The 18,421-nt window shown below is 75.0% G+C and carries 18 protein-coding genes; 9 read left to right on the top strand and 9 right to left on the bottom strand.

What is annotated here, in order from left to right; all coding sequences use genetic code 11:
• Position 1: 1 nt before the first annotated feature.
• On the bottom strand, positions 2 to 1,432 hold the full coding sequence (locus ACF08D_RS05300; protein WP_392221157.1) for a dihydrolipoyl dehydrogenase family protein: 1,431 nt from the start codon (positions 1,430 to 1,432) through the stop codon (positions 2 to 4).
• 118 nt (positions 1,433 to 1,550) lie between these two features.
• On the opposite strand from ACF08D_RS05300, the gene trxA reads away from it, so the two are divergent.
• Entirely contained in the window at positions 1,551 to 1,925 is a 375-nt protein-coding gene (trxA, locus tag ACF08D_RS05295; RefSeq protein ID WP_392221156.1) for a thioredoxin, read from the top strand.
• Between the two features lie 45 nt (positions 1,926 to 1,970).
• Here the strand turns inward: trxA and ACF08D_RS05290 are convergent, their stop codons facing one another.
• The 3 genes from ACF08D_RS05290 to ACF08D_RS05280 form a co-directional block, all read right to left on the bottom strand.
• Positions 1,971 to 3,161, bottom strand: a complete 1,191-nt coding sequence (locus ACF08D_RS05290) for a thiolase family protein (protein ID WP_392221155.1) — start codon at positions 3,159 to 3,161, stop codon at positions 1,971 to 1,973.
• A 165-nt stretch (positions 3,162 to 3,326) separates the two neighbouring features.
• Positions 3,327 to 3,581 carry a hypothetical protein gene (locus tag ACF08D_RS05285; RefSeq protein WP_392221154.1) on the bottom strand — a complete coding sequence of 85 codons (255 nt, stop codon included), beginning with the start codon at positions 3,579 to 3,581 and terminating at the stop codon, positions 3,327 to 3,329.
• A 37-nt stretch (positions 3,582 to 3,618) separates the two neighbouring features.
• The gene (locus ACF08D_RS05280; protein WP_392221153.1) at positions 3,619 to 4,656 is read right to left on the bottom strand and encodes a LacI family DNA-binding transcriptional regulator; all 1,038 of its coding nucleotides are present in this window, start codon (positions 4,654 to 4,656) and stop codon (positions 3,619 to 3,621) included.
• A gap of 158 nt (positions 4,657 to 4,814) precedes the next feature.
• Here ACF08D_RS05280 and ACF08D_RS05275 point away from each other — a divergent pair, with 158 nt between their 5' ends.
• A complete protein-coding gene (locus tag ACF08D_RS05275; RefSeq protein ID WP_392221152.1) occupies positions 4,815 to 5,513 on the top strand; it encodes an alpha/beta fold hydrolase in 699 nt (232 codons plus the stop codon).
• Positions 5,514 to 5,546: 33 nt separating this feature from the next.
• Here ACF08D_RS05275 and ACF08D_RS05270 read toward each other — a convergent pair whose 3' ends face one another.
• Positions 5,547 to 6,443 carry a TIGR02452 family protein gene (locus ACF08D_RS05270; protein WP_392221151.1) on the bottom strand — a complete coding sequence of 299 codons (897 nt, stop codon included), beginning with the start codon at positions 6,441 to 6,443 and terminating at the stop codon, positions 5,547 to 5,549.
• 124 nt (positions 6,444 to 6,567) lie between these two features.
• Between ACF08D_RS05270 and egtA the strand changes: the two genes are divergently transcribed.
• Genes egtA through egtD form a run of 4 tightly spaced genes read left to right on the top strand, consistent with a single transcriptional unit; the run spans position 6,568 to position 10,914 of the window.
• Positions 6,568 to 7,884 (top strand): ergothioneine biosynthesis glutamate--cysteine ligase EgtA, encoded by a 1,317-nt coding sequence (gene egtA / locus ACF08D_RS05265; RefSeq protein WP_392221150.1) that lies wholly within the window; start codon positions 6,568 to 6,570, stop codon positions 7,882 to 7,884.
• On the top strand, positions 7,881 to 9,194 hold the full coding sequence (egtB, locus tag ACF08D_RS05260; protein ID WP_392221149.1) for an ergothioneine biosynthesis protein EgtB: 1,314 nt from the start codon (positions 7,881 to 7,883) through the stop codon (positions 9,192 to 9,194). Before egtA ends, egtB begins: the two co-directional genes overlap by 4 nt.
• A complete protein-coding gene (egtC, locus tag ACF08D_RS05255; protein ID WP_392221148.1) occupies positions 9,194 to 9,952 on the top strand; it encodes an ergothioneine biosynthesis protein EgtC in 759 nt (252 codons plus the stop codon). The genes egtB and egtC overlap by 1 nt, the downstream gene beginning before the upstream one ends.
• Positions 9,949 to 10,914 (top strand): L-histidine N(alpha)-methyltransferase, encoded by a 966-nt coding sequence (gene egtD, locus ACF08D_RS05250; RefSeq protein WP_392221147.1) that lies wholly within the window; start codon positions 9,949 to 9,951, stop codon positions 10,912 to 10,914. The genes egtC and egtD overlap by 4 nt, the downstream gene beginning before the upstream one ends.
• Positions 10,915 to 11,007: 93 nt before the next feature.
• On the opposite strand, the gene ACF08D_RS05245 is transcribed toward egtD, so the two are convergent.
• Positions 11,008 to 12,279, bottom strand: a complete 1,272-nt coding sequence (locus ACF08D_RS05245) for an extracellular solute-binding protein (protein ID WP_392221219.1) — start codon at positions 12,277 to 12,279, stop codon at positions 11,008 to 11,010.
• A 250-nt stretch (positions 12,280 to 12,529) separates the two neighbouring features.
• On the opposite strand from ACF08D_RS05245, the gene ACF08D_RS05240 reads away from it, so the two are divergent.
• Complete coding sequence (locus ACF08D_RS05240; protein WP_392221146.1) at positions 12,530 to 12,754, top strand: dodecin; 225 nt, start codon at positions 12,530 to 12,532, stop codon at positions 12,752 to 12,754.
• An 89-nt stretch (positions 12,755 to 12,843) separates the two neighbouring features.
• Here the strand turns inward: ACF08D_RS05240 and ACF08D_RS05235 are convergent, their stop codons facing one another.
• Positions 12,844 to 13,332, bottom strand: a complete 489-nt coding sequence (locus tag ACF08D_RS05235) for a hypothetical protein (protein WP_392221145.1) — start codon at positions 13,330 to 13,332, stop codon at positions 12,844 to 12,846.
• Positions 13,333 to 13,394: 62 nt separating this feature from the next.
• Here ACF08D_RS05235 and ACF08D_RS05230 point away from each other — a divergent pair, with 62 nt between their 5' ends.
• Both ACF08D_RS05230 and ACF08D_RS05225 read left to right on the top strand, forming a co-directional pair.
• Positions 13,395 to 14,486 carry an MsnO8 family LLM class oxidoreductase gene (locus ACF08D_RS05230; RefSeq protein WP_392221144.1) on the top strand — a complete coding sequence of 364 codons (1,092 nt, stop codon included), beginning with the start codon at positions 13,395 to 13,397 and terminating at the stop codon, positions 14,484 to 14,486.
• 10 nt (positions 14,487 to 14,496) lie between these two features.
• Positions 14,497 to 16,881 (top strand): ATP-binding cassette domain-containing protein, encoded by a 2,385-nt coding sequence (locus ACF08D_RS05225; RefSeq protein WP_392221143.1) that lies wholly within the window; start codon positions 14,497 to 14,499, stop codon positions 16,879 to 16,881.
• On the opposite strand, the gene ACF08D_RS05220 is transcribed toward ACF08D_RS05225, so the two are convergent.
• Both ACF08D_RS05220 and ACF08D_RS05215 read right to left on the bottom strand, forming a co-directional pair.
• On the bottom strand, positions 16,863 to 17,690 hold the full coding sequence (locus tag ACF08D_RS05220) for a tyrosinase family protein (RefSeq protein ID WP_392221142.1): 828 nt from the start codon (positions 17,688 to 17,690) through the stop codon (positions 16,863 to 16,865). The genes ACF08D_RS05225 and ACF08D_RS05220 overlap by 19 nt on opposite strands.
• A gap of 29 nt (positions 17,691 to 17,719) precedes the next feature.
• Positions 17,720 to 18,133: a tyrosinase cofactor gene (locus ACF08D_RS05215; RefSeq protein ID WP_392221141.1), complete on the bottom strand. Its 414-nt coding sequence runs from the start codon at positions 18,131 to 18,133 to the stop codon at positions 17,720 to 17,722.
• Positions 18,134 to 18,421: the final 288 nt, after the last annotated feature.

Here is an 18,421-nt window from a genome sequence, read left to right as displayed (position 1 = left end):
GTCAGCCCCGGTAGCCCTCCAGCAGCCGGAGCCAGACCTCGCTGATGGTGGGGTACGCGGGGACGGCGTGCCACAGGCGGGCGATCGGGACCTCGCCGGTGACCGCGACGGTGGCCGCGTGGAGCAGTTCGCCGACCCCGGGGCCCACGAAGGTGACGCCGAGGAGGATCTCCCGTTCCAGGTCGACGACCATCCGGGCGCGGCCCCGGTAGCCGTCCGCGTAGAGCCCGGCGCCCGCGACCGCGCCGAGGTCCTGGTCCACCGCACGGACGCGGCGGCCCGTCGCCTCCGCCTCCGCGAGGGTGAGGCCGACGGAGGCGACCTCCGGGTCGGTGAACACGACCTGCGGGACGGCGGCGTGGTCGGCGGTGGCGGCGTGCGCGCCCCACTCCCCGGTGTCCAGGGGCGCCGCGCCGTCCGCCCGTACGCCGATGGCGGCGCCGGCGACCCGGGCCTGGTACTTGCCCTGGTGGGTGAGGAGCGCACGGCGGTTGACGTCGCCGACGGCGTACAGCCAGTCGCTCCCCTCGACCAGGCAGGTGTCGTCGACGGACAGCCAGGAGCCCGGCTTCAGGCCCACGGTCTCCAGGCCGAGGTCGTCGGTGCGCGGGGCGCGGCCGGTGGCGAAGAGGATCTCGTCGGCCTCGATCCGGCCGCCGTCGTCGAGGACCACCGTGACCGGCCCGGTGGGGTCGGGGCGCTCGACGGCGGTGACGGAGACGCCGTCGCGGACGTCCGCGCCCGCCTCGGTGAGGGCCTCCGTGACGAACGCGCCGACGAAGGGCTCCATCCGGGGCAGCAGCCCTCCGCCGCGTACGAGCACGGTGACGCGGGAGCCGAGCGCCTGCCAGGCGGTGGCCATCTCGGTGCCGACCACTCCCCCGCCCACCACCACGAGCCGGCCGGGCACCTCCTTGGCGCTGGTGGCCTCGCGGCTGGTCCAGGGGCGGGCGGCGGCCAGGCCCGGCAGGTCGGGCAGGAGGGCGCGGCTGCCGGTGCACAGGGCGACGGCGTGCCGGGCGGTGAGGACCGTGCGCTCGCCGCCGGGGCCCTCGACGGTGACCCTGCGGGTGCCGTCGAGGCGGCCGTGGCCGCGGTGCAGGCCGATGCCGACGGAGTCCAGCCAGCCGACCTGGCCGTCGTCCTTCCAGTGCGAGGTCTGCTCGTCGCGGCGGGCGAGCACCGCGGCGGCGTCCAGGGGGCCTTGGACCGCCCCGCTCAGCCCGGGGACCTTGCGGGCGTCGGAGCGGGCGATGGCGGGGCGCAGCAGTGCCTTGCTGGGCATGCACGCCCAGTAGGAGCATTCGCCGCCGACGAGTTCGCTCTCGACGACGGCGACGCTCAGCCCGGCGGCCGCGGCCCTGTCCGCCACGTTCTCGCCGACCGGTCCGGCACCCACCACCACCACGTCGTATTCCACTGATCGCGTCATGGGGACAGTCTGGTGGTACGTGTGGCCGGTGGCCACATGGGCAGTCGGAATAGCGCGGCTCCGGGCTCGGTTGTGCGGGGTCCGGACCCCCTACGAACAGACCGGGAAGGCAGACAGCATGAGCACCGTGGAGCTGACCAAGGAAAACTTCGACCAGGTGGTGTCGGACAACGGCTTCGTCCTGATCGACTTCTGGGCTGCCTGGTGCGGGCCGTGCCGCCAGTTCGCCCCGGTCTTCGAGGGTGCCTCGGAGCGCCACCCGGACCTGGTGTTCGCCAAGGTGGACACGGAGGCGCAGCCGGAGCTGGCCGCGGCCTTCGAGATCCAGTCCATCCCCACGCTGATGATCGTGCGGGACAACGTCGCCGTGTTCTCGCAGCCGGGAGCGCTGCCGGAGCCGGCGCTGGAGGACCTGATCGGCCAGGCCCGCAAGCTGGACATGGACGAGGTGCGCAGGTCCATCGAGAAGGCCCAGGGCGACGCCGGGGCCTGATCCCGGACCCGAGCCCCGTAGGAGCCCTGGGCGGCCGGGCCGGCCTCAGCGCTCCAGGACGAGGGCGAGGCCCTGGCCGACCCCGATGCACAGGGCGGCCAGGCCGGTCCCGGAGCCCGCGGCGGCGAGCTGGTGGGCCACCGCCCCGGCGAGCCGGGCCCCGGAGGCGCCCAGCGGGTGGCCGAGGGCGATGGCGCCGCCGCGCGGGTTGACCAGGGCCGGGTCCAGTTCGGGCCACTCGGCCAGGCAGCCCAGCGCCTGGGCGGCGAACGCCTCGTTCAGCTCGACGGTGGTCAGGTCGGCGAAGCCCCGGCCCGCCCGGGCCAGGGCGCGCTGGACGGCCTCGACCGGCCCGAGGCCGAAGAGCTGGGGCTCGACACCGGTGACGGCCGAGGCGCGGATCCGGGCGAGCGGCTCCCGCCCGCAGGCCCGCAGGCCCTCCTCGTCGACCAGCAGCAGGGCGGCGGCGCCGTCGTTGAGCGGCGAGGCGTTCCCGGCGGTCACCGTGCCGGTGCCATCGGTCCGGAAGGACGGCTTCAGCTTCGCCAGCGCCTCCATCGAGGTGCCGACCCGGATGCTCTCGTCCCGGGTGAGGTCCACGCCCTCGACGGCCACGACCTCACCGTCGTACAGCCCCTGCTCCCAGGCCGCGGCGGCCTTCTGATGGCTGCTCAGCGCGAACGCGTCCTGCTGCTCGCGGCCGATGGCGTGCTTGTCCGCGATCAGTTCGGCGCCCTCGCCGAGGGAGACGGTCCACTCGGCGGGCATGCGCGGGTTGGTCATCCGCCAGCCCAGCGTGGTCGAGTGGAGCTGCTGGTGCCCGGCGGGGAAGGCGCGCTCGGGCTTCTGGAGGACCCAGGGGGCCCGGGACATCGACTCCACGCCGCCCGCGAGGACGACGGAGGCGTCCCCGACGGCGATGGCGCGGGCCGCCTGGATGACGGCTTCGAGGCCGGATCCGCACAGCCGGTTGACGGTGACGCCGGGGACGGTGACGGGGAGTCCGGCGAGCAGTACGGCCATGCGGGCCACGTCGCGGTTGTCCTCGCCGGCGCCGTTGGCGTCGCCGAAGTAGACGTCGTCGACGCGGGCGGGGTCGAGTCCGGGCGTACGGGCGACGAGCGCCCTGACGACGTGCGCGGCGAGGTCGTCCGGCCGTACGGAGGACAGGGCGCCGCCGAACTTGCCGATCGGCGTGCGGACGGCGTCGACGATGTACACGTCGCGGATGCTCATCGGGTGCTCTCCCACATGACCTCGTGCCCCGGCCTCGTCGCCGGGTCGCCCGTGGGCCGGTCCCGGGGGAGGGTGATCCCCTTCCGGCCCCGCCGAGTGTCCGTCCGGCGCCCCGGCCGTGTCAACGGAGGCGGGGGCCGGGCCGGACCCGGAGGGGGTCGGCGGTCAGCGGATCCGGACGGTGAGGCCGTAGTCCAGTTCCGCCCCGTCGACCAGCAGCGCCTCCACGGTGCGGGTCTCGGGGTCGATGTCGGCCTCGACGCCCTGGCCGACGTAGTGGGGGTAGCCCGAGGCGCCGGTCTCGCCGGTCGCCTCGACGACGGCCGAGCGGACGGGCCGGTCCGCGGGGTGCGCCGCGTCGCGGCCCTCCACGTGCGCGGGCACCAGCAGGATCTCGAAGCGCTGCGGTCGTGTGCTCATGCAGGCGACGCTAAGGAGGATCCGTGCGCCCCGCACGTCAGGTGGACTCGCGGTGGACGGCCCGGACGGCCATCAGGTCGCCGCCCTCCGGGGCCGTGTCCGGGTCGGCGACGGCCCGGTCGACCAGGTCCGCCAGGTGGCGGCCGGTCTCCATGTCGATCTGGACGGTACTGAGCCGGGGCCGCAGCAGCCTGCCGAGCAGCAGGTCGTCCGCGCCCATCACGGCGGTGTCGCCGGGCACGGACACCCCGGCGTCCAGCAGGGCGCGCATCAGCAGCATGGCGTACTCGTCGTTGTACGCGAAGACCGCGTCCAGGTCCGAGCCGGACAGCCGGGCGGCCAGCGCGCCGGCGGCCTCCTCCGTGCGGGCGAGCGGCAGCGGGACGACCTCGGCGCCGGTGCCGGAGGCGGCGCGGCGCACCCCGTCGAGGCGGGGCCCGGAGAAGAACTCCAGCCCGGGCTCCTCGGGCATCACCACGCCGATGCGGCGGTGCCCGCGCTCCAGCAGGTGCGCCCCGGCGCACTCCCCCACCCGGCTCTGGTCCATGGCCAGGGAGAGCGCGCCCTCCACCGGGCGCTGCCCGAGGGTGATCACCGCCCGGGCGCCCGAGCGCTTGAGGACGTCCACGCCGTGCGGGGTCAGCTCCACGGCGCCGAACGACACCACGGCCACCGGACGCAACTCGGCCCAGGCGCGGGCCAGTTCGTCACCGTCCAGGCCCATCCCGGCGTACTGCACGACCGTGTAGTCGAGCCGCCGCAGGGCCCACTGGAGCTCGTTGAGGAAGTGACCGTAGAGCGGGCCGACGGGGATGGGGGCGGTGGGCAGCAGCACGATCCTGGTGCGGCCGGCGCGCAGGCTTCGGGCGGCGGCGTGCGGGACGTAGCCCAGTTCCTCGGCGGCCTGCCGGACGCGCAGCCGGGTCGGTTCGCTGATCCGTACGGCCGCGGTGTTGTTGAGCACGTAGGAGACGGTGGCCCGGGACACGCCGGCCAGCCGCGCGACGTCGGCGCTGGTCGGCACGGGGCGAGGGGCCGGGGACCCGGCGGACGGCCGGGGAGGTGTCTGGGTCATCGCCCTCGGCATCTTTCCAGACCGCTCGGCGCCCGGGTCTGGCGGATGGCGGGAAAGGGGTGCTACATAGTCCTCCCCTTTCATTGACACGTGTCACTGCCTGTGGCGTAACCTTCCCACTCGTTCTGACGCAACGTCATCCAGCGAAGGAGCCTCGCATGTTGCTGCACACCACCACCTGGGGCGAGGGCGACCGGATCGCGCTGCTGGTCCACGGCATCATGGCCGACCACCGCACCTGGCGGCGGGTCGGGCCCGCCCTCGCGGGGCGCGGCTACCGGGTCGTGGCCGTGGACCTGCGCGGCCACGGCGCCAGCGCGCGAGCCGGGGCGTACACCGCGCACGACTTCGCGGACGACCTGGTGGAGACGCTGCCCGGGGGCGCCGATCTGGCGGTGGGGCACTCGCTCGGCGGGCTGGCGCTCTCGCTGGCCGCCGCCCGGCTCGCCCCGCGCCGTGCGGTGTACGCGGACCCGGCCTGGAACCTCCCGGCCGGCGAGGACGGGTACCGGGGCGAGCTGTTCGCCGGATTCAAGGCGGCGACCCGGGAGGCGGTGGCGGCGATGAACCCGCGCTGGGACGCGGAGGACGTCGGCATCGAGCTGGAGACGCTGAAGGTCTGGGACGAGACCACGGCCTTCGGGCTGGAGCCGCTGGCCGGGACGGACCTGCTGCCGCCGGAGCCGGTGGTCCCGTCGCTGGTGGTGCTCGCCGACCCGAGCCGGCTGGTGTCGGCGGAGCGGGCCGCGCTGCTGAGGGAGCGGGGCTTCGAGGTCCGTACGGTGCGGGGCGCCGGGCACACGATCCACCGGGACGACTTCGGCGGCTTCATGGCGGCCCTGGAGGGCTGGGTGTGACGGTGGCCCGGGCCCCCGGATCACCCGGTCGGCTCAGCGGGCCGCGACAGGGGCGAAGGTGTCGCGGAACGCGCCCAGGGTCGCCGCTCCCGCCGTACGGTCCAGGACGGCGAAGACGACCTCGTCGAAGTGGCCGGCGAACCGCCCCTGCCCGGTCAGCAGGTCCCGGAACGCGGCCGCGACGTGCCGGGGGTCGTTGCGGAACACCCCGCAGCCCCAGGCGCCCAGCACGAGCCGGCGGTAGCCGCACGCGACGGCCGTCTCCAGCACCCGCTCCGCCCGGGAGGCCAGTGCCGCGGGCACCCGCCCGGCCTCCTCGGGCAGCTGCCGGGCGATCACCCCGGCGTTGGGAGCGGGGGACGTGAGAAATCCCACTGTGTACGGGGAGTTGAGGAGCCGGCCGCGGTCGTCGCGGAACACCGGTACCGCCGGGGAGTGGATGACCCGGTCGGTGTAGAAGGGGCTGCGGTGGGTGCGGTGGTGGGCGTAGAACTCCGGGACGCGCAGCAGGGTGGCGTACAGCGCCGAGGCGCGGCACAGGGCCTCCTCCTGCGCCTGCGCCCCGTTGAGGTAGCCGCCGCCGGGATTGCGGGCGGAGGAGAAGTTGAGCACCGCGACGGGCCCGGGGTCCGGGAGCGCGGCGGGGAGCGGCTCGGCGGGGGCCGGGGGCGCGGCGGCTGGCGGCGCGGTGGACGTGGTGACCAGCCGGTGCGCCGCTTCCAGGCTGGACTCGCCGGTGACCTCGAAGCGGGTGGTCCGGCCGGTGTCCGGGGTCACCGGGACGGGCTCCGGGCCGTACAGGGCGGTGCCGGCGAGGGCCCCGGCGATCAGGGGGGCGAGATCGACCGGGCGGCCGTCGGGGCCCTCGTACCGGCCCCGGGCGACGATCTCCTCGGTTCGCTTCGCGATCTCGCGCAGACGTGCACTCATACCCGGCATCGTCGACAATCATTCCCATGCGGAGCAAGCGGATTTCCGCCCCCCGGGGCGCCCTTGTGGGATCAACGGGCGGTGGCTTAGGTGGGACGGAACGCCTTCGACAGGAGGAGCCCACATGCCACTGAGCGACGTACCGGACGGCGGCGGTCCGCTCGCCGAGGGCGAGGCGGAGGACCTGCTGCGCTGCATCTGCTTCAAGAACGGTCCTCCGCGGCTGGTCGGGGTCGAGCTGGAATGGTTCGTCCACGATCTGCACGTCCCGCAGCTCCCCGTCACCCCGGGCCGCCTGCGCACCGCCTTCGGCGTCCTGCGCGGCCTGCCCCTGACCTCGGCACTCACCGTCGAACCCGGCGGGCAGCTGGAGCTCAGCTCGCGGCCCGCCGCCTCCCTCGCGGAGTGCGTCGCCGCCGTGTCCGCCGACCTGGCGGCCGTACGGGGCGCACTGGCCGCCCACGGTCTCACCCTCACCGGCTCCGGCACCGACCCGTGGCACCCGCCGCGCGACCGGCTGCTGCGCGAGCCCCGGTACGACGCGATGGAGACCTACCTCGACCGTACGGGCCCGGCGGGCCGGGCCATGATGCGGGACTCCGCGTCCGTGCAGGTCTGCCTGGACGCCGGTCACGAGGGGCCCGGTCCGCTGGGCCACGAGCGGCGCTGGCGGCTGGCGCACCTGCTGGGCCCGGTCCTGGTCGCCGCGTTCGCCAACTCCCCCACCCTGCACGGCAAGCCGGCCGGGATGCGCTCCGCGCGGCAGGGGCTGTGGGCCGACCTCGACCCCGTGCGCACCACGGCCCCCGATCCGGCGCTGGAGCCGCGCGAGGCGTGGGCGCGGCATGTGCTGGACACCCCGGTGATGTGCGTCCGGGAGCCGGACGGGGGCGGCGGGCCCTGGCTGGTGCCGGAGGCGCTGACCCTGCGGGAGTGGCTGCGCTCCGGCGGGCCCCGGCCGGCCACCCGGGCGGACGTGGACTACCACGTGACCACGCTGTTCCCGCCGGTCCGGCCGCGCGGTCACCTGGAGCTGCGCATGATCGACGCGCAGCCCGGCGAGGACGGCTGGATCGTGCCGCTCGCCGTCACGGCCGCGCTGTTCGACGACCCGGAGGCGGCCGGCGCCGCGTACGAGGTGCTCGCGCCGCTGGAGGCCGCCGCGCGCGACGACGGGGCCGAGGCCCCGCCCCGGGACGCGCTGTGGCGCGGCGCCGCCCGTGACGGGCTGGCCTCGCCCGAGCTGCGCGAGGCCGCCGACACCTGTTTCCGCCTCGCGCTGGAGGCGCTGCCCCGCAGGGGCGCCCCCGCCGCCGTACGGGCCGCGGTGGCCGCGTTCCGCGAGCGCCATGTGGTGCCGGGCCGCTGCCCGGCCGACGACCACTCCACCCCCGCGCCCCCCACGGCGACCGGGGCACCCGGGAAGGACGGCCGCGCATGACCGACCCCGAACGGCTCAGGAGGCGGGCGCTGGACGCGCTGACCACCGCCCGGGCGCGCACCACCCTGCTCACCGGCTGTGTGGAGGACGGCGAGCTGACCGCCCAGCACTCGCCGCTGATGTCGCCGCTGGTGTGGGACCTGGCGCACATCTCCAACCAGGAGGAGCAGTGGCTGCTGCGGGCGGTGGCGGGGCGGGAGGCGCTGCGCCCGGAGATCGACTCGGTCTACGACGCGTTCGAGCACCCCAGGGCCGCCCGGCCCTCGCTGCCGCTGCTGGCGCCGTCGGAGGCGCGTGCCTACGCCTCGGACGTACGCGGCCGGGTGCTCGACGTGCTGGAGCGCACCCCGCTCGGCGGCGGCCGGCCGCTGGTGGACGCGGCGTTCGCCTTCGGGATGGTCGCCCAGCACGAGCAGCAGCACGACGAGACCATGCTGATCACCCATCAGCTGCGGCGCGGCCCCGCCGTGCTGGAGGCGCCCGAGCCTCCGCCGGGGCCCGGCACGGCCGGGCTGCCCGCCGAAGTGCGGGTGCCGGCCGGTGTGTTCACCATGGGCACCTCGGACGAGCCGTGGGCGCTGGACAACGAAAGGCCCGCGCACGCGCGCGTGGTGCCGGAGTTCTTCATCGACACCGTGCCGGTCACCAACGGGGCCTACATGGCGTTCATCGCGGACGGCGGCTACCGCGACGAGCGGTGGTGGGCGCCGGAGGGCTGGGCGCAGATCCGGGAGCACGGCATCGGCGCGCCGCTGTTCTGGCGCCGGGAGGGCGGCCAGTGGCTGCGGCGGCGCTTCGGTGTGATCGAGCCGGTCCCCGAGGAGGAGCCGGTGCTCCATGTGAGCTGGTACGAGGCCGACGCCTACGCCCGCTGGGCGGGGCGGCGGCTGCCGACCGAGGAGGAGTGGGAGAAGGCGGCCCGCCACGACCCGGCCACCGGCAGGTCGGCGCGCTACCCGTGGGGCGACGAGGACCCGACCCCCGAACACGCCAACCTGGGCCAGCGCCATCTGCGGCCGGCGGTGGCCGGGAGCTATCCGGCCGGGCGGTCGCCCCTCGGGGTGCGGCAGCTGATCGGTGACGTGTGGGAGTGGACGTCCAGCGACTTCCTCCCGTACCCCGGCTTCAGGGCCTTCCCGTACAAGGAGTACTCGGAGGTCTTCTTCGGCCCGGGGCACAAGGTGCTGCGGGGCGGTTCGTTCGCGGTGGACCCGGTGGCGTGCCGGGGCACGTTCCGCAACTGGGACCTTCCGGTGCGGCGGCAGATCTTCTCCGGGTTCCGCACGGCCCGGGACGCGGGGGTGGCCTGATGTGCCGTCACCTCGCTTATCTGGGGCCTCCGGTGCCGCTCGGGGAGGTGCTGGTGGAGCCGGCGCACTCCCTGTACCGGCAGTCCTGGGAGCCGCGCCACCAGCGGTACGGCACGGTGAACGCGGACGGTTTCGGGGTCGGCTGGTACGCGGAGGGCGACCCCGTGCCGGCCCGCTACCGGCGCGCGGGGCCGGTCTGGGCCGACCTGTCGCTGGCCGACCTGGCCCGGGTGGTGCGCAGCGGGGCCGTGCTGGCCGCGGTGCGGGACGCGACCCTGTCGGGGGCGGACGCGGAGGCGGCCGCCGCCCCGTACGCGGCCGGGCCGTGGCTGTTCAGTCACAACGGCGCGGTCCGGGGCTGGCCCGGCTCGCTGGCCCGTCCGGCCTCGGCGCTGCCGCCCGGCGAGCTGCTGTCGCTGGAGGCCCGCAATGACTCGGCCCTGGTGTGGGCGCTGGTGCTGCACCGGCTGCGGGACGGCGACGAGCCGGGGCAGGCGCTGGCGGACACGGTGCTGGAGGTCGCCGCGGCGGCCCCGGGTTCGCGGCTGAACCTGCTGCTGTCCGACGGCGACACCGTCTGCGCCACCGCCTGGGGCGACACCCTGTGGTACCTCGCCGATCCGCACCGGCGGCGCACGGTCGTGGCGTCGGAGCCGTATGACGACGATCCGGGCTGGCGCGAGGTCCCCGACCGCACCGTGCTCGCGGCCACCCGTACCGATGTCCTTCTCACCCCGCTCAAGGAGCCCCCCGCGTGAGCCCGTTCCTGATGACCCGCACCCTGCCCGAGGACGCCACCGGTGCCGACCTGCGCGCCGACGTCCTGCACGGCCTGACCCGCACGCCCAAGGACCTGCCGCCGAAGTGGTTCTACGACGCGCGGGGCAGCGAGCTGTTCGAGGAGATCACCCGGCTGCCCGAGTACTACCCGACGCGGGCGGAGCGGGAGATCCTGATCGCCCGTGCCGCCGAGATCGCCGCCGTGACGGGGGCGCGGACCCTGGTGGAGCTGGGCTCGGGCTCCTCGGAGAAGACCCGGCACCTGATCGACGCGCTGCTGCCGGGGCTGGAGAGCTATGTCCCGGTGGACGTGAGCGAGAGCGCGCTGCGGGGCGCGGCGGAGGCACTGACGGCCGAGCACCCCGGGCTGCTGGTGCACGCGCTGATCGCCGACTTCACCCGGGGCCTGGCGCTGCCCGGCACGCCGGGGCCCCGGCTGGTGGCGTTCCTGGGCGGCACCATCGGCAATCTCCTGCCCGGGGAGCGCGCCCTGTTCCTGCGGTCGGTACGGGCGCTGCTGGCGCCGGGCGACGCGCTGCTGATGGGTACCGACCTGGTGAAGGACGAGGCGACGCTGGTCGCGGCGTACGACGACCCGGCGGGGGTGACGGCCGCGTTCAACAAGAACGTGCTGTCCGTGCTGGCCCGTGAGCTGGGCGCGGACGCCGACCCGGCCGACTTCGACCATGTCGCGGTGTGGGACCCGGAGCGCGAGTGGGTCGAGATGCGCCTGCGGGCGCGGGAGGCGCTCACCCTGAAGATCCCGGAGCTGGATCTGGCGGTGCCGTTCGCGGCGGGCGAGGAGATGCGCACCGAGGTGTCGGCGAAGTTCCGCCGGGAGGGTGTGCGCACCGAACTGGCCGCGGCGGGGCTGGAGCTGGCGCACTGGTGGACGGACGAGGAGGACCGCTTCGCGCTGTCGCTGGCCACGGCGGTGTGAGCCACCTCCCCGGCGGGCGCGTCCTGCGGGCGGGTCCAGCGGGTTCATGCGGGCGGGCGCCCCGGGGCGGTGTGCTCCGGGGCGCCCGGGCGTTCACCGGTCGGTGCGCAGCAGCGCGGTGATGCGGGCCGACGCCGTCTTCGCGGCGCTCTCGGGCGACTCCCCCCGCAGGACCGCCGTCATGTACGGCTTGATGGGGTTGGCCGCCTCGACGTCGGCCCACTGGGGCGAGTTGGGGGTGGCCCGGCCGCGGGCGGCGCCGGCGGCCATCGCGGCGGTGGCCTCCTGGCCCCCGACGGCGTCCGCGAGGGACGGTTTGTTGGGGACGTAGTTCATGGTGCGGGCGAGGTCCTTCTGCCACTTCTCCCCGGCGAGCGCCGCGACGACGTCCATGGCGGCGGCCCGGTCGTCCGATTTACGCGGGATGATCAGGTCGGAGCCGCCGGTGAAGACGGCGCACGGCTCGCCGGCGGTCTTGCCGGGGATGGGGAAGAAGCCGAGCTTGTCCTTCAGCGCCGGGTTCCGCTCCACGACGGCGGACGCGACGCTGGGCGGGGCGATGATCTGGGCGACGTCGCCGCCGGCGAACACCTGGGCCTGCGGCGGGTTCTCCTCGTCGGCGTCCTCCGGGCCGTCGCCGAGGGCCTGGAGCTCCTGGTAGACGGCCATGCCGCGCAGGGCGGCGGGGCTGTCGAGCGCGCCCCTCCACTTTCCGTCGCGCTCCACGGCCAGCTCGCCGCCCTCGTCCCAGACGAATCCGGCGAGGGTGTACCAGTCCTGGCCGGCGAGGTAGATGCCCTGGGTGCCGCCGGGGCCGTCGTCGAGCTTCGCGGTGTCCCGGAGCCACTGCTCGCGGGTGGCGGGCGGGCGGGTGATGCCGGCCCGGGCGAACAGGTCCTTGTGGTAGATGACGACCCGGTTGGCGGCGTACCAGGGAATGCCGTACTGGGCGCCGTCGACCTTGCCGGGCGCGGCGAGGCCGGGGAGCCATTCGGTGTAGCCGAGGTCCCGCACGGACTCCAGGGTGAGGTCGTAGAGCAGTCCGGTCTCGGCGTACTGGGTGACCTGGGTGTTGCCGACCTCGATGACGTCGGGGGCGTCGTCGCTCTTCAGCGCCGCGGTGACCTTCTTGCCGATGCCGGTCCACTCCTGGAAGGTGACGTCCAGCTCGACGCCGGGGTGCTCCTTCTCGTACGCCGTGGTGAACCGCGTCAGGAAGTCGTCGGAGACGCTGCCCTTCATCAGCCACACCGTCACCGTACGGCTGCCGGAGTCCTCGTCCCCGGGCAGGACGCCGCACCCGGCGAGGCCGGGCAGGGCCGCGGTCACCAGCGCGCAGGCGCAGGCCAGGAGGCGCTTCTTCACGGAGGTCACGTGGTCACCTTTGTTGCTGTCACGGAATCCTGGACGGAGCCCTGGAACGGATGTGACCCGACGTGGGGGGAAGCGATACGGGTTCGCCGCGGGGTGCTGGCTGGATTTTGGTATGGACCAACGGGCGGGTCAAGGGGGTGACCCGGGCGGCCCCGCGCCGCCGTGCGGAGCGCGGCGCGCTGGTGCACCGTGGAGTGACGTACCACCGGGCGGCCACGGCCGGGCGAACGAGGAGACCTCCATGTCGCACCACACCTACCGCGTCACCGAGATTGTCGGCACCTCGCACGAGGGCGTGGACGCCGCGATCCGCAACGGCATCGCGCGCGCCGCCGAGACGCTGCGCAACCTGGACTGGTTCGAGGTGACGCAGGTGCGCGGGCACATCGAGGACGGGCGGATCGCCCACTACCAGGTGGGGATGAAGGTGGGCTTCCGGCTGGAGGAGGGCCACGCGGCCGGCTGACGGCACACCACGGCGCCCCGGCGGCCCGGACTCGGATCCGGGTGCCCCGGTGGCTCGGACTCAGGCCCGGGTGCCCCGGCGGGCGGGGCTCAGGTGCGGCCCTGCTGCTCCTGGGCCCGCTCCAGCTCCTGCGACTGGGCCGCCCAGCGGGCGCGCACGACGCGGAAGCCGGCCCGCTCGGCGGCGTCGCACACCAGCTCGTCGTCGTCCACGAGCATCCGGACCTCGCGGCCCGCGGCGAGCCGGCGGAGGATCTCCAGCTTGGTCACCCGGGCCGGGCGCCGGTCCTGCGGGCGGCGCATGTGGAGCGCCCCGTCCGGCAGGCCGTGCGCGGCGAGCCAGGCGACGGTGTCCTCGCGGCACCGCTCGGGGCGCCCGGTCAGGTAGACGACCTCGCACTCCCCGGCCGCCTCCCGGCACATCCGCACGCCGGTGGCGAGCGGCGGGTCGTGGGGGGCCGCGGCGAAGAAGGCGTCCCAGTCGCGCGGCCTGCGCTCCAGGAACCGCTGCCGGTGGGCCGTGTCGGACAGGGTGTTGTCCAGGTCGAAGACGGCCAGCGGCCTGCTCTGTCGGGTCACGGTCTCCAGGGTAGGGAGGTCCGGCGCGGGAATCTCCCCGGGCCGGCGGTGTTGAACAGGGCGTGACTTCTCCGCTCGCCGCGACGCGCTTCTCCGTACTGGACCGCTCCCGCACCCGTGAGGGGGAGGACGGCCCGGCCGCGCTGCGGGCGACCGTCGCCCTCGCGCGGGACGTGGAGGCGCTCGGCTACCACCGCTTCTGGGTGTCGGAGCACCACGGCGTGCCGGGGGTCGCCGGGTCGGCCCCCACGGTGCTGGCGGCCGCCGTGGCCGCCGCGACCGGGGTGATCCGGGTGGGCACGGGCGGGGTGATGCTGCCCAACCACCGGCCGCTGGTGGTGGCCGAGCAGTTCGGGGTACTGGAGTCGCTGTTCCCGGGGCGGATCGACATGGGGCTGGGCCGTTCGGTGGGGTTCACCGACGGGGTGCGCCGGGCCCTGGGGCGGGACAAGGAGGACGCCGACGACTTCGGGGCGCAGCTGGACGAGTTGCTGGGCTGGTTCCTGGGGGCGGAGGGCGCGGCGGGCGCGGGGGCCGGGCGGGTGCGGGCCCGGCCGGCGGAGGGGCTGCGGGTGCCGCCGTTCGTGCTGGCCACCGGGGACGGCGCGGCCGTGGCGGCCGCGGCGGGGCTGCCGCTGGTGATGGGGGACCTGCGGAGCCGGGAGAGGGTGGTGGCCGCGGTGGAGCGGTACCGCGCGGACTTCCGCCCCTCGGTCTGGTCGGCGGAGCCGTACGTCGTGGTGGCCGGGACCGTCGCGGTGGCGGCGACCGAGGAGGCGGCGGCGCGGCTGCTGGTACCGGAGGCGTGGGCGATGGCGTACTCCCGCACCCGTGGCGAGTTCCCGCCGCTGGAGCCGCCGGAGCGGATCGAGGGCCTGGCGATGACGGACCGGCAGCGCGAGTTCTACGCCTCGGGGCTGCGGGGGCACGTCCACGGCACCGAGGAGCAGGTGCGGGACGCGCTGGAGGCGGTCGTGGAGGAGACGGGCGCCGACGAGGTGCTGGTGACGACGAGTACGTACGACCGCGCGGCGCTGCTGGACTCGTACGCGCGGCTCGCCCGCGCGGTGGGCCTGGCGCCGCCGCCCGGAGACGCGGGGGCCGGCCTGACGGGCTTGACGGGCCTGACGGGCTTGACCAGCGTAAACGCCTAGACTGGCGGGCATGTCAGGCCGTGACGACCATGATCCGTACGTCCGTGTCCGAGGCGCCCGGGAGCACAATCTGCGGGCGGTGGACGTGGACGTCCCCCGGGACGCGCTGGTGGTGTTCACCGGGGTGTCCGGTTCGGGGAAGTCGTCGCTGGCGTTCGGCACGATCTACGCGGAGGCGCAGCGGCGCTACTTCGAGTCGGTCGCGCCCTACGCCCGGCGGCTGATCCACCAGGTGGGGGCGCCGAAGGTCGGGGAGATCACCGGCCTGCCGCCGGCGGTGTCGCTGGAGCAGCGCCGGTCGTCGCCCGGTTCGCGGTCCTCGGTCGGTACGGTGACGACGCTGTCGAACTCGCTGCGGATGCTGTTCTCGCGGGCGGGCACCTACCCACCGGGGGCGGAGCGGCTGGACTCGGACGCCTTCTCGCCGAACACCGCGGCCGGGGCGTGCCCCGGGTGCCAGGGGCTGGGGCGGGTGCACGGCACCAGCGAGGAGCTGCTGGTGCCGGACCCGGGGCTGTCGGTCCGGGAGGGCGCGATCGCGGCGTGGCCGGGCGCGTGGCAGGGGAAGAACCTGCGGGACGTGCTGGACGCCCTGGGGTACGACGTGGACCGGCCGTGGCGGGAGCTGGCGCCGGAGGACCGGGAGTGGATCCTCTTCACCGACGAGCAGCCGGTGGTCACGGTGCACCCGGTGCGGGAGGCGGGCCGGATCCAGCGCCCGTACCAGGGCACGTACATGAGCGCGCGGCGCTATGTGATGCACACGTTCGCCGACTCCAGGAGCCAGGCGCTGCGGGCGAGGGCCGAGCGGTTCCTGACCAGTGAGCCGTGCGCGGTGTGCGGCGGGAGCCGGCTGCGGCCGGAGTCCCTGGCGGTGACGTTCGCGGGCCGGACGATCGCGGAGCTGGCGGCGCTGCCGCTGACGGAGCTGGCCGGGGTGCTGGACGAGGGCGGTGGCGCGGCGGCCGGGGGCGGGGCGGCCGGGGAGACCGCGCGGGTGCTGACGGCCGGTCTGCGCGCCCGGATCTCCACGGTGACGGAGCTGGGGCTCGGGTATCTGAGCCTGGACCGGGCCACCCCGACGCTGTCGGCGGGCGAGCTGCAACGGCTGCGGCTGGCCACCCAGTTGCGCGCGGGGCTGTTCGGGGTGGTGTACGTGCTGGACGAGCCCTCGGCCGGTCTGCACCCGGCGGACGCGGAGGCGCTGCTCGTGGTGCTGGACCGGCTGAAGGCGGCCGGCAACTCGGTGTTCGTGGTGGAGCACCATCTGGGTGTGGTGCGGCACGCGGACTGGCTGGTGGACGTGGGCCCCCGCGCGGGTGAGCACGGCGGGCGGGTGCTGCACTCCGGCCCGCCGGAGGGTCTGCGCGGGGTCGCGGAGTCGGCGACGCGCCGGTTCCTGTTCGACCGGGGGCCGGTGCCCGCGCGGCGGGTGCGCGAGCCGTCGGGCCGGCTGCGGCTGGGTCCGGTGACCCGGCACAATCTGCGGGCCCTGGAGGCGGAGCTGCCGCTGGGCGTCCTCACGGCGGTGACGGGGGTGTCCGGGTCGGGCAAGTCGACCCTGGTGGGCGAGCTGTCGGAGGAACTGCCGGGTGTGCGAAGGCTGGTGACGGTCGATCAGCGGCCGATCGGCCGGACCCCGCGCTCGAACCTGGCGACGTACACGGGTCTGTTCGACGTGGTGCGCAAGCTGTTCGCGGGGACGGAGGAGGCGCGGGCGCGGGGCTACCGGGCGGGGCGGTTCTCGTTCAATGTGGCGGGCGGGCGGTGCGAGACGTGCCAGGGCGAGGGGTTCGTCTCGGTGGAGCTGCTGTTCCTCCCCTCGGCGTACGCCCCCTGTCCCGACTGCGGTGGGGCCCGCTACCGCGCGGAGACGCTGGAGGTGCGGTACCGGGGCCGGAGCATCGCCGAGGTGCTGGACCTGACGGTGGAGGCGGCGGCGGAGTTCTTCGCCGGGACGCCGGCCGCCGCGCGGAGCCTTGCCGCGCTGCTGGACGTGGGGCTCGGGTATCTGCGGCTGGGGCAGCCGGCGACGGAGCTGTCGGGCGGCGAGGCGCAGCGGATCAAGCTGGCCGCGGAGCTCCAGCGGCCGCGCCGGGGGCACACCCTGTACGTGCTGGACGAGCCGACGACGGGCCTGCACCCGGCCGATGTCGAGGTGCTGATGCGGCAGTTGCACGGTCTGGTGGACGCCGGGCACACGGTCGTGGTGGTGGAGCACGACATGGATGTGGTGGCGGGCGCGGACTGGGTGGTCGACCTGGGGCCGGGGGGCGGTGACGCGGGCGGGCGTGTCGTCGCCGCGGGTCCCCCGGCCGTGGTGGCGGGTGCGGCGGGCAGCCGCACCGCGCCGTACCTCGCGGCGGTGCTGGGGCGTCAGGCCGCCGTGTCGTAGGTGTAGTGGGCGGTGTGGTCGAGCATGTCGGCCGGGGTGACGTCGTTCCACGGGCGCATGGTGTCGTGCAGGTCGACCACGTTGGGCGTGCCGGCGGCGGGGAGGTAGGCGGAGCCCGGGTGGCGGGCCTGCCAGTCGGCCCACAGCTTGTCGATGAAGGCGTGGTGCAGCCAGAAGACGGGGTCGTTGGGGGAGGCTCCGGTGGCCATGTGGCCGCCGACCCAGACGTGGACGCGGTTGTGGAGGTTGGCGCCGCGCCAGCCTTCGAGGTGGTTGCGGAAGCCGTCGGAGGCGCTGTTCCAGGGCGGGGTGTCGTAGGTGTCGAGGGCGAGGACCGCGTCGACCTCGGCCCGGGTGGGCAGCGGGCGGCCCCCGGCGCCGAGGGTGCGGCGCAGGAAGTCGCGGCCGTCGACGCGCACGGAGACCGTCCAGCGGTTGCCGCTGCGGGCGAAGGGGCCGTCCATGACCTGGCCGTCGCGGGTGCGGCCGGTGCCGCCGAGGAAGTCGGGCGCCCAGAGGGAGGCGCCGGGGGTGCGGTCGGCGGTCCAGTCCCAGTAGGGCAGGGCGACGGCCGGGTCGACGGCCTGGAGGGCGCGCTCGAACCGGAGGAGAAACTGCCGGTGCCAGGGCAGGAAGGACGGGGAGCGGTGGCCGACCCGGTCGCCGTTGTCGGTGTCGCTCATGATGAAGCTGTTGTGCGTGGTGACGAAGGTGTCGTACTGGCCGGTGCGCTTGAGTTCGAGCACGGCGTCGGTGAACTGCCGCTTCTCGGTGGCGGTCAGCTGGGCCTGGTTCTTGCGTACGGTCATGGTGGCGCTGCTCCGGAGGTGGTGGCGGGTCAGGCGGTGGCGAGGGGGACGAGCGTGGCGCCCTGGAGTGCGCGGACGGCGGCCCGGGCGGTGGCGTGGGGCGTGTCGAGCGGCTCGTAGTGGGTGATGACGCTGATCCAGGTGCCGTCGGCGTTGCGCATGAGGTGGAGTTCCTCGCCGTCGATGTGGACGGTGTAGCCGGCGCCGTGCCCCTCGTGTCCGGTGCCGTGCCCGCCGTGCCCGGTGCCGTGCCCGCCGTGGCCGGTGGGCCGGCCCTGTATACGGCGGCCGAGGTAGGTCTCGTCGAACGGCGCGGGTCCGGTGGCGCGGGGAGCGGGCGCGGCGACGGCCCGGTCGGTGCCGGTCAGGGCGCGTCCGGCGGCGAGGCCCGCGGCGGCCGAGGCCGCGAGGCCCAGGGCGTGGCGGCGGTTGAGTGTGGACATGGCAGAGGTCCCCCTGTGCGGTGGTGGTCTGGTCGCCGCCGGGGACGTGGTCGGCGTCCCCGGCGGGGCCCATGACTACCCGGACCATTTCGGAGCCGTGAATTCCGTAAGTGAGGAGAGGATGTGTTCCGGGCAACTCGCCATTTTTAGTGCAGGGTTGAACCGGAGGTGATCTTCCTGTTGACCGACACAAAGACGCCCCGGAGCGGAAATCTTCCGGAGATCATAAGGATTCCACGAAGATTCTTCCGCGCCGGGGCGCCGAAGGTGGCGGTGATCACGCGTGGT

The sequence above is a fragment of the Streptomyces sp. NPDC015131 genome, assembly GCF_043079975.1.
GTDB lineage: Bacteria > Actinomycetota > Actinomycetes > Streptomycetales > Streptomycetaceae > Streptomyces.
The sequence above is the reverse complement of the archived record's forward strand: the minus strand, read 5'-3'. Positions and strand labels throughout refer to the sequence as shown.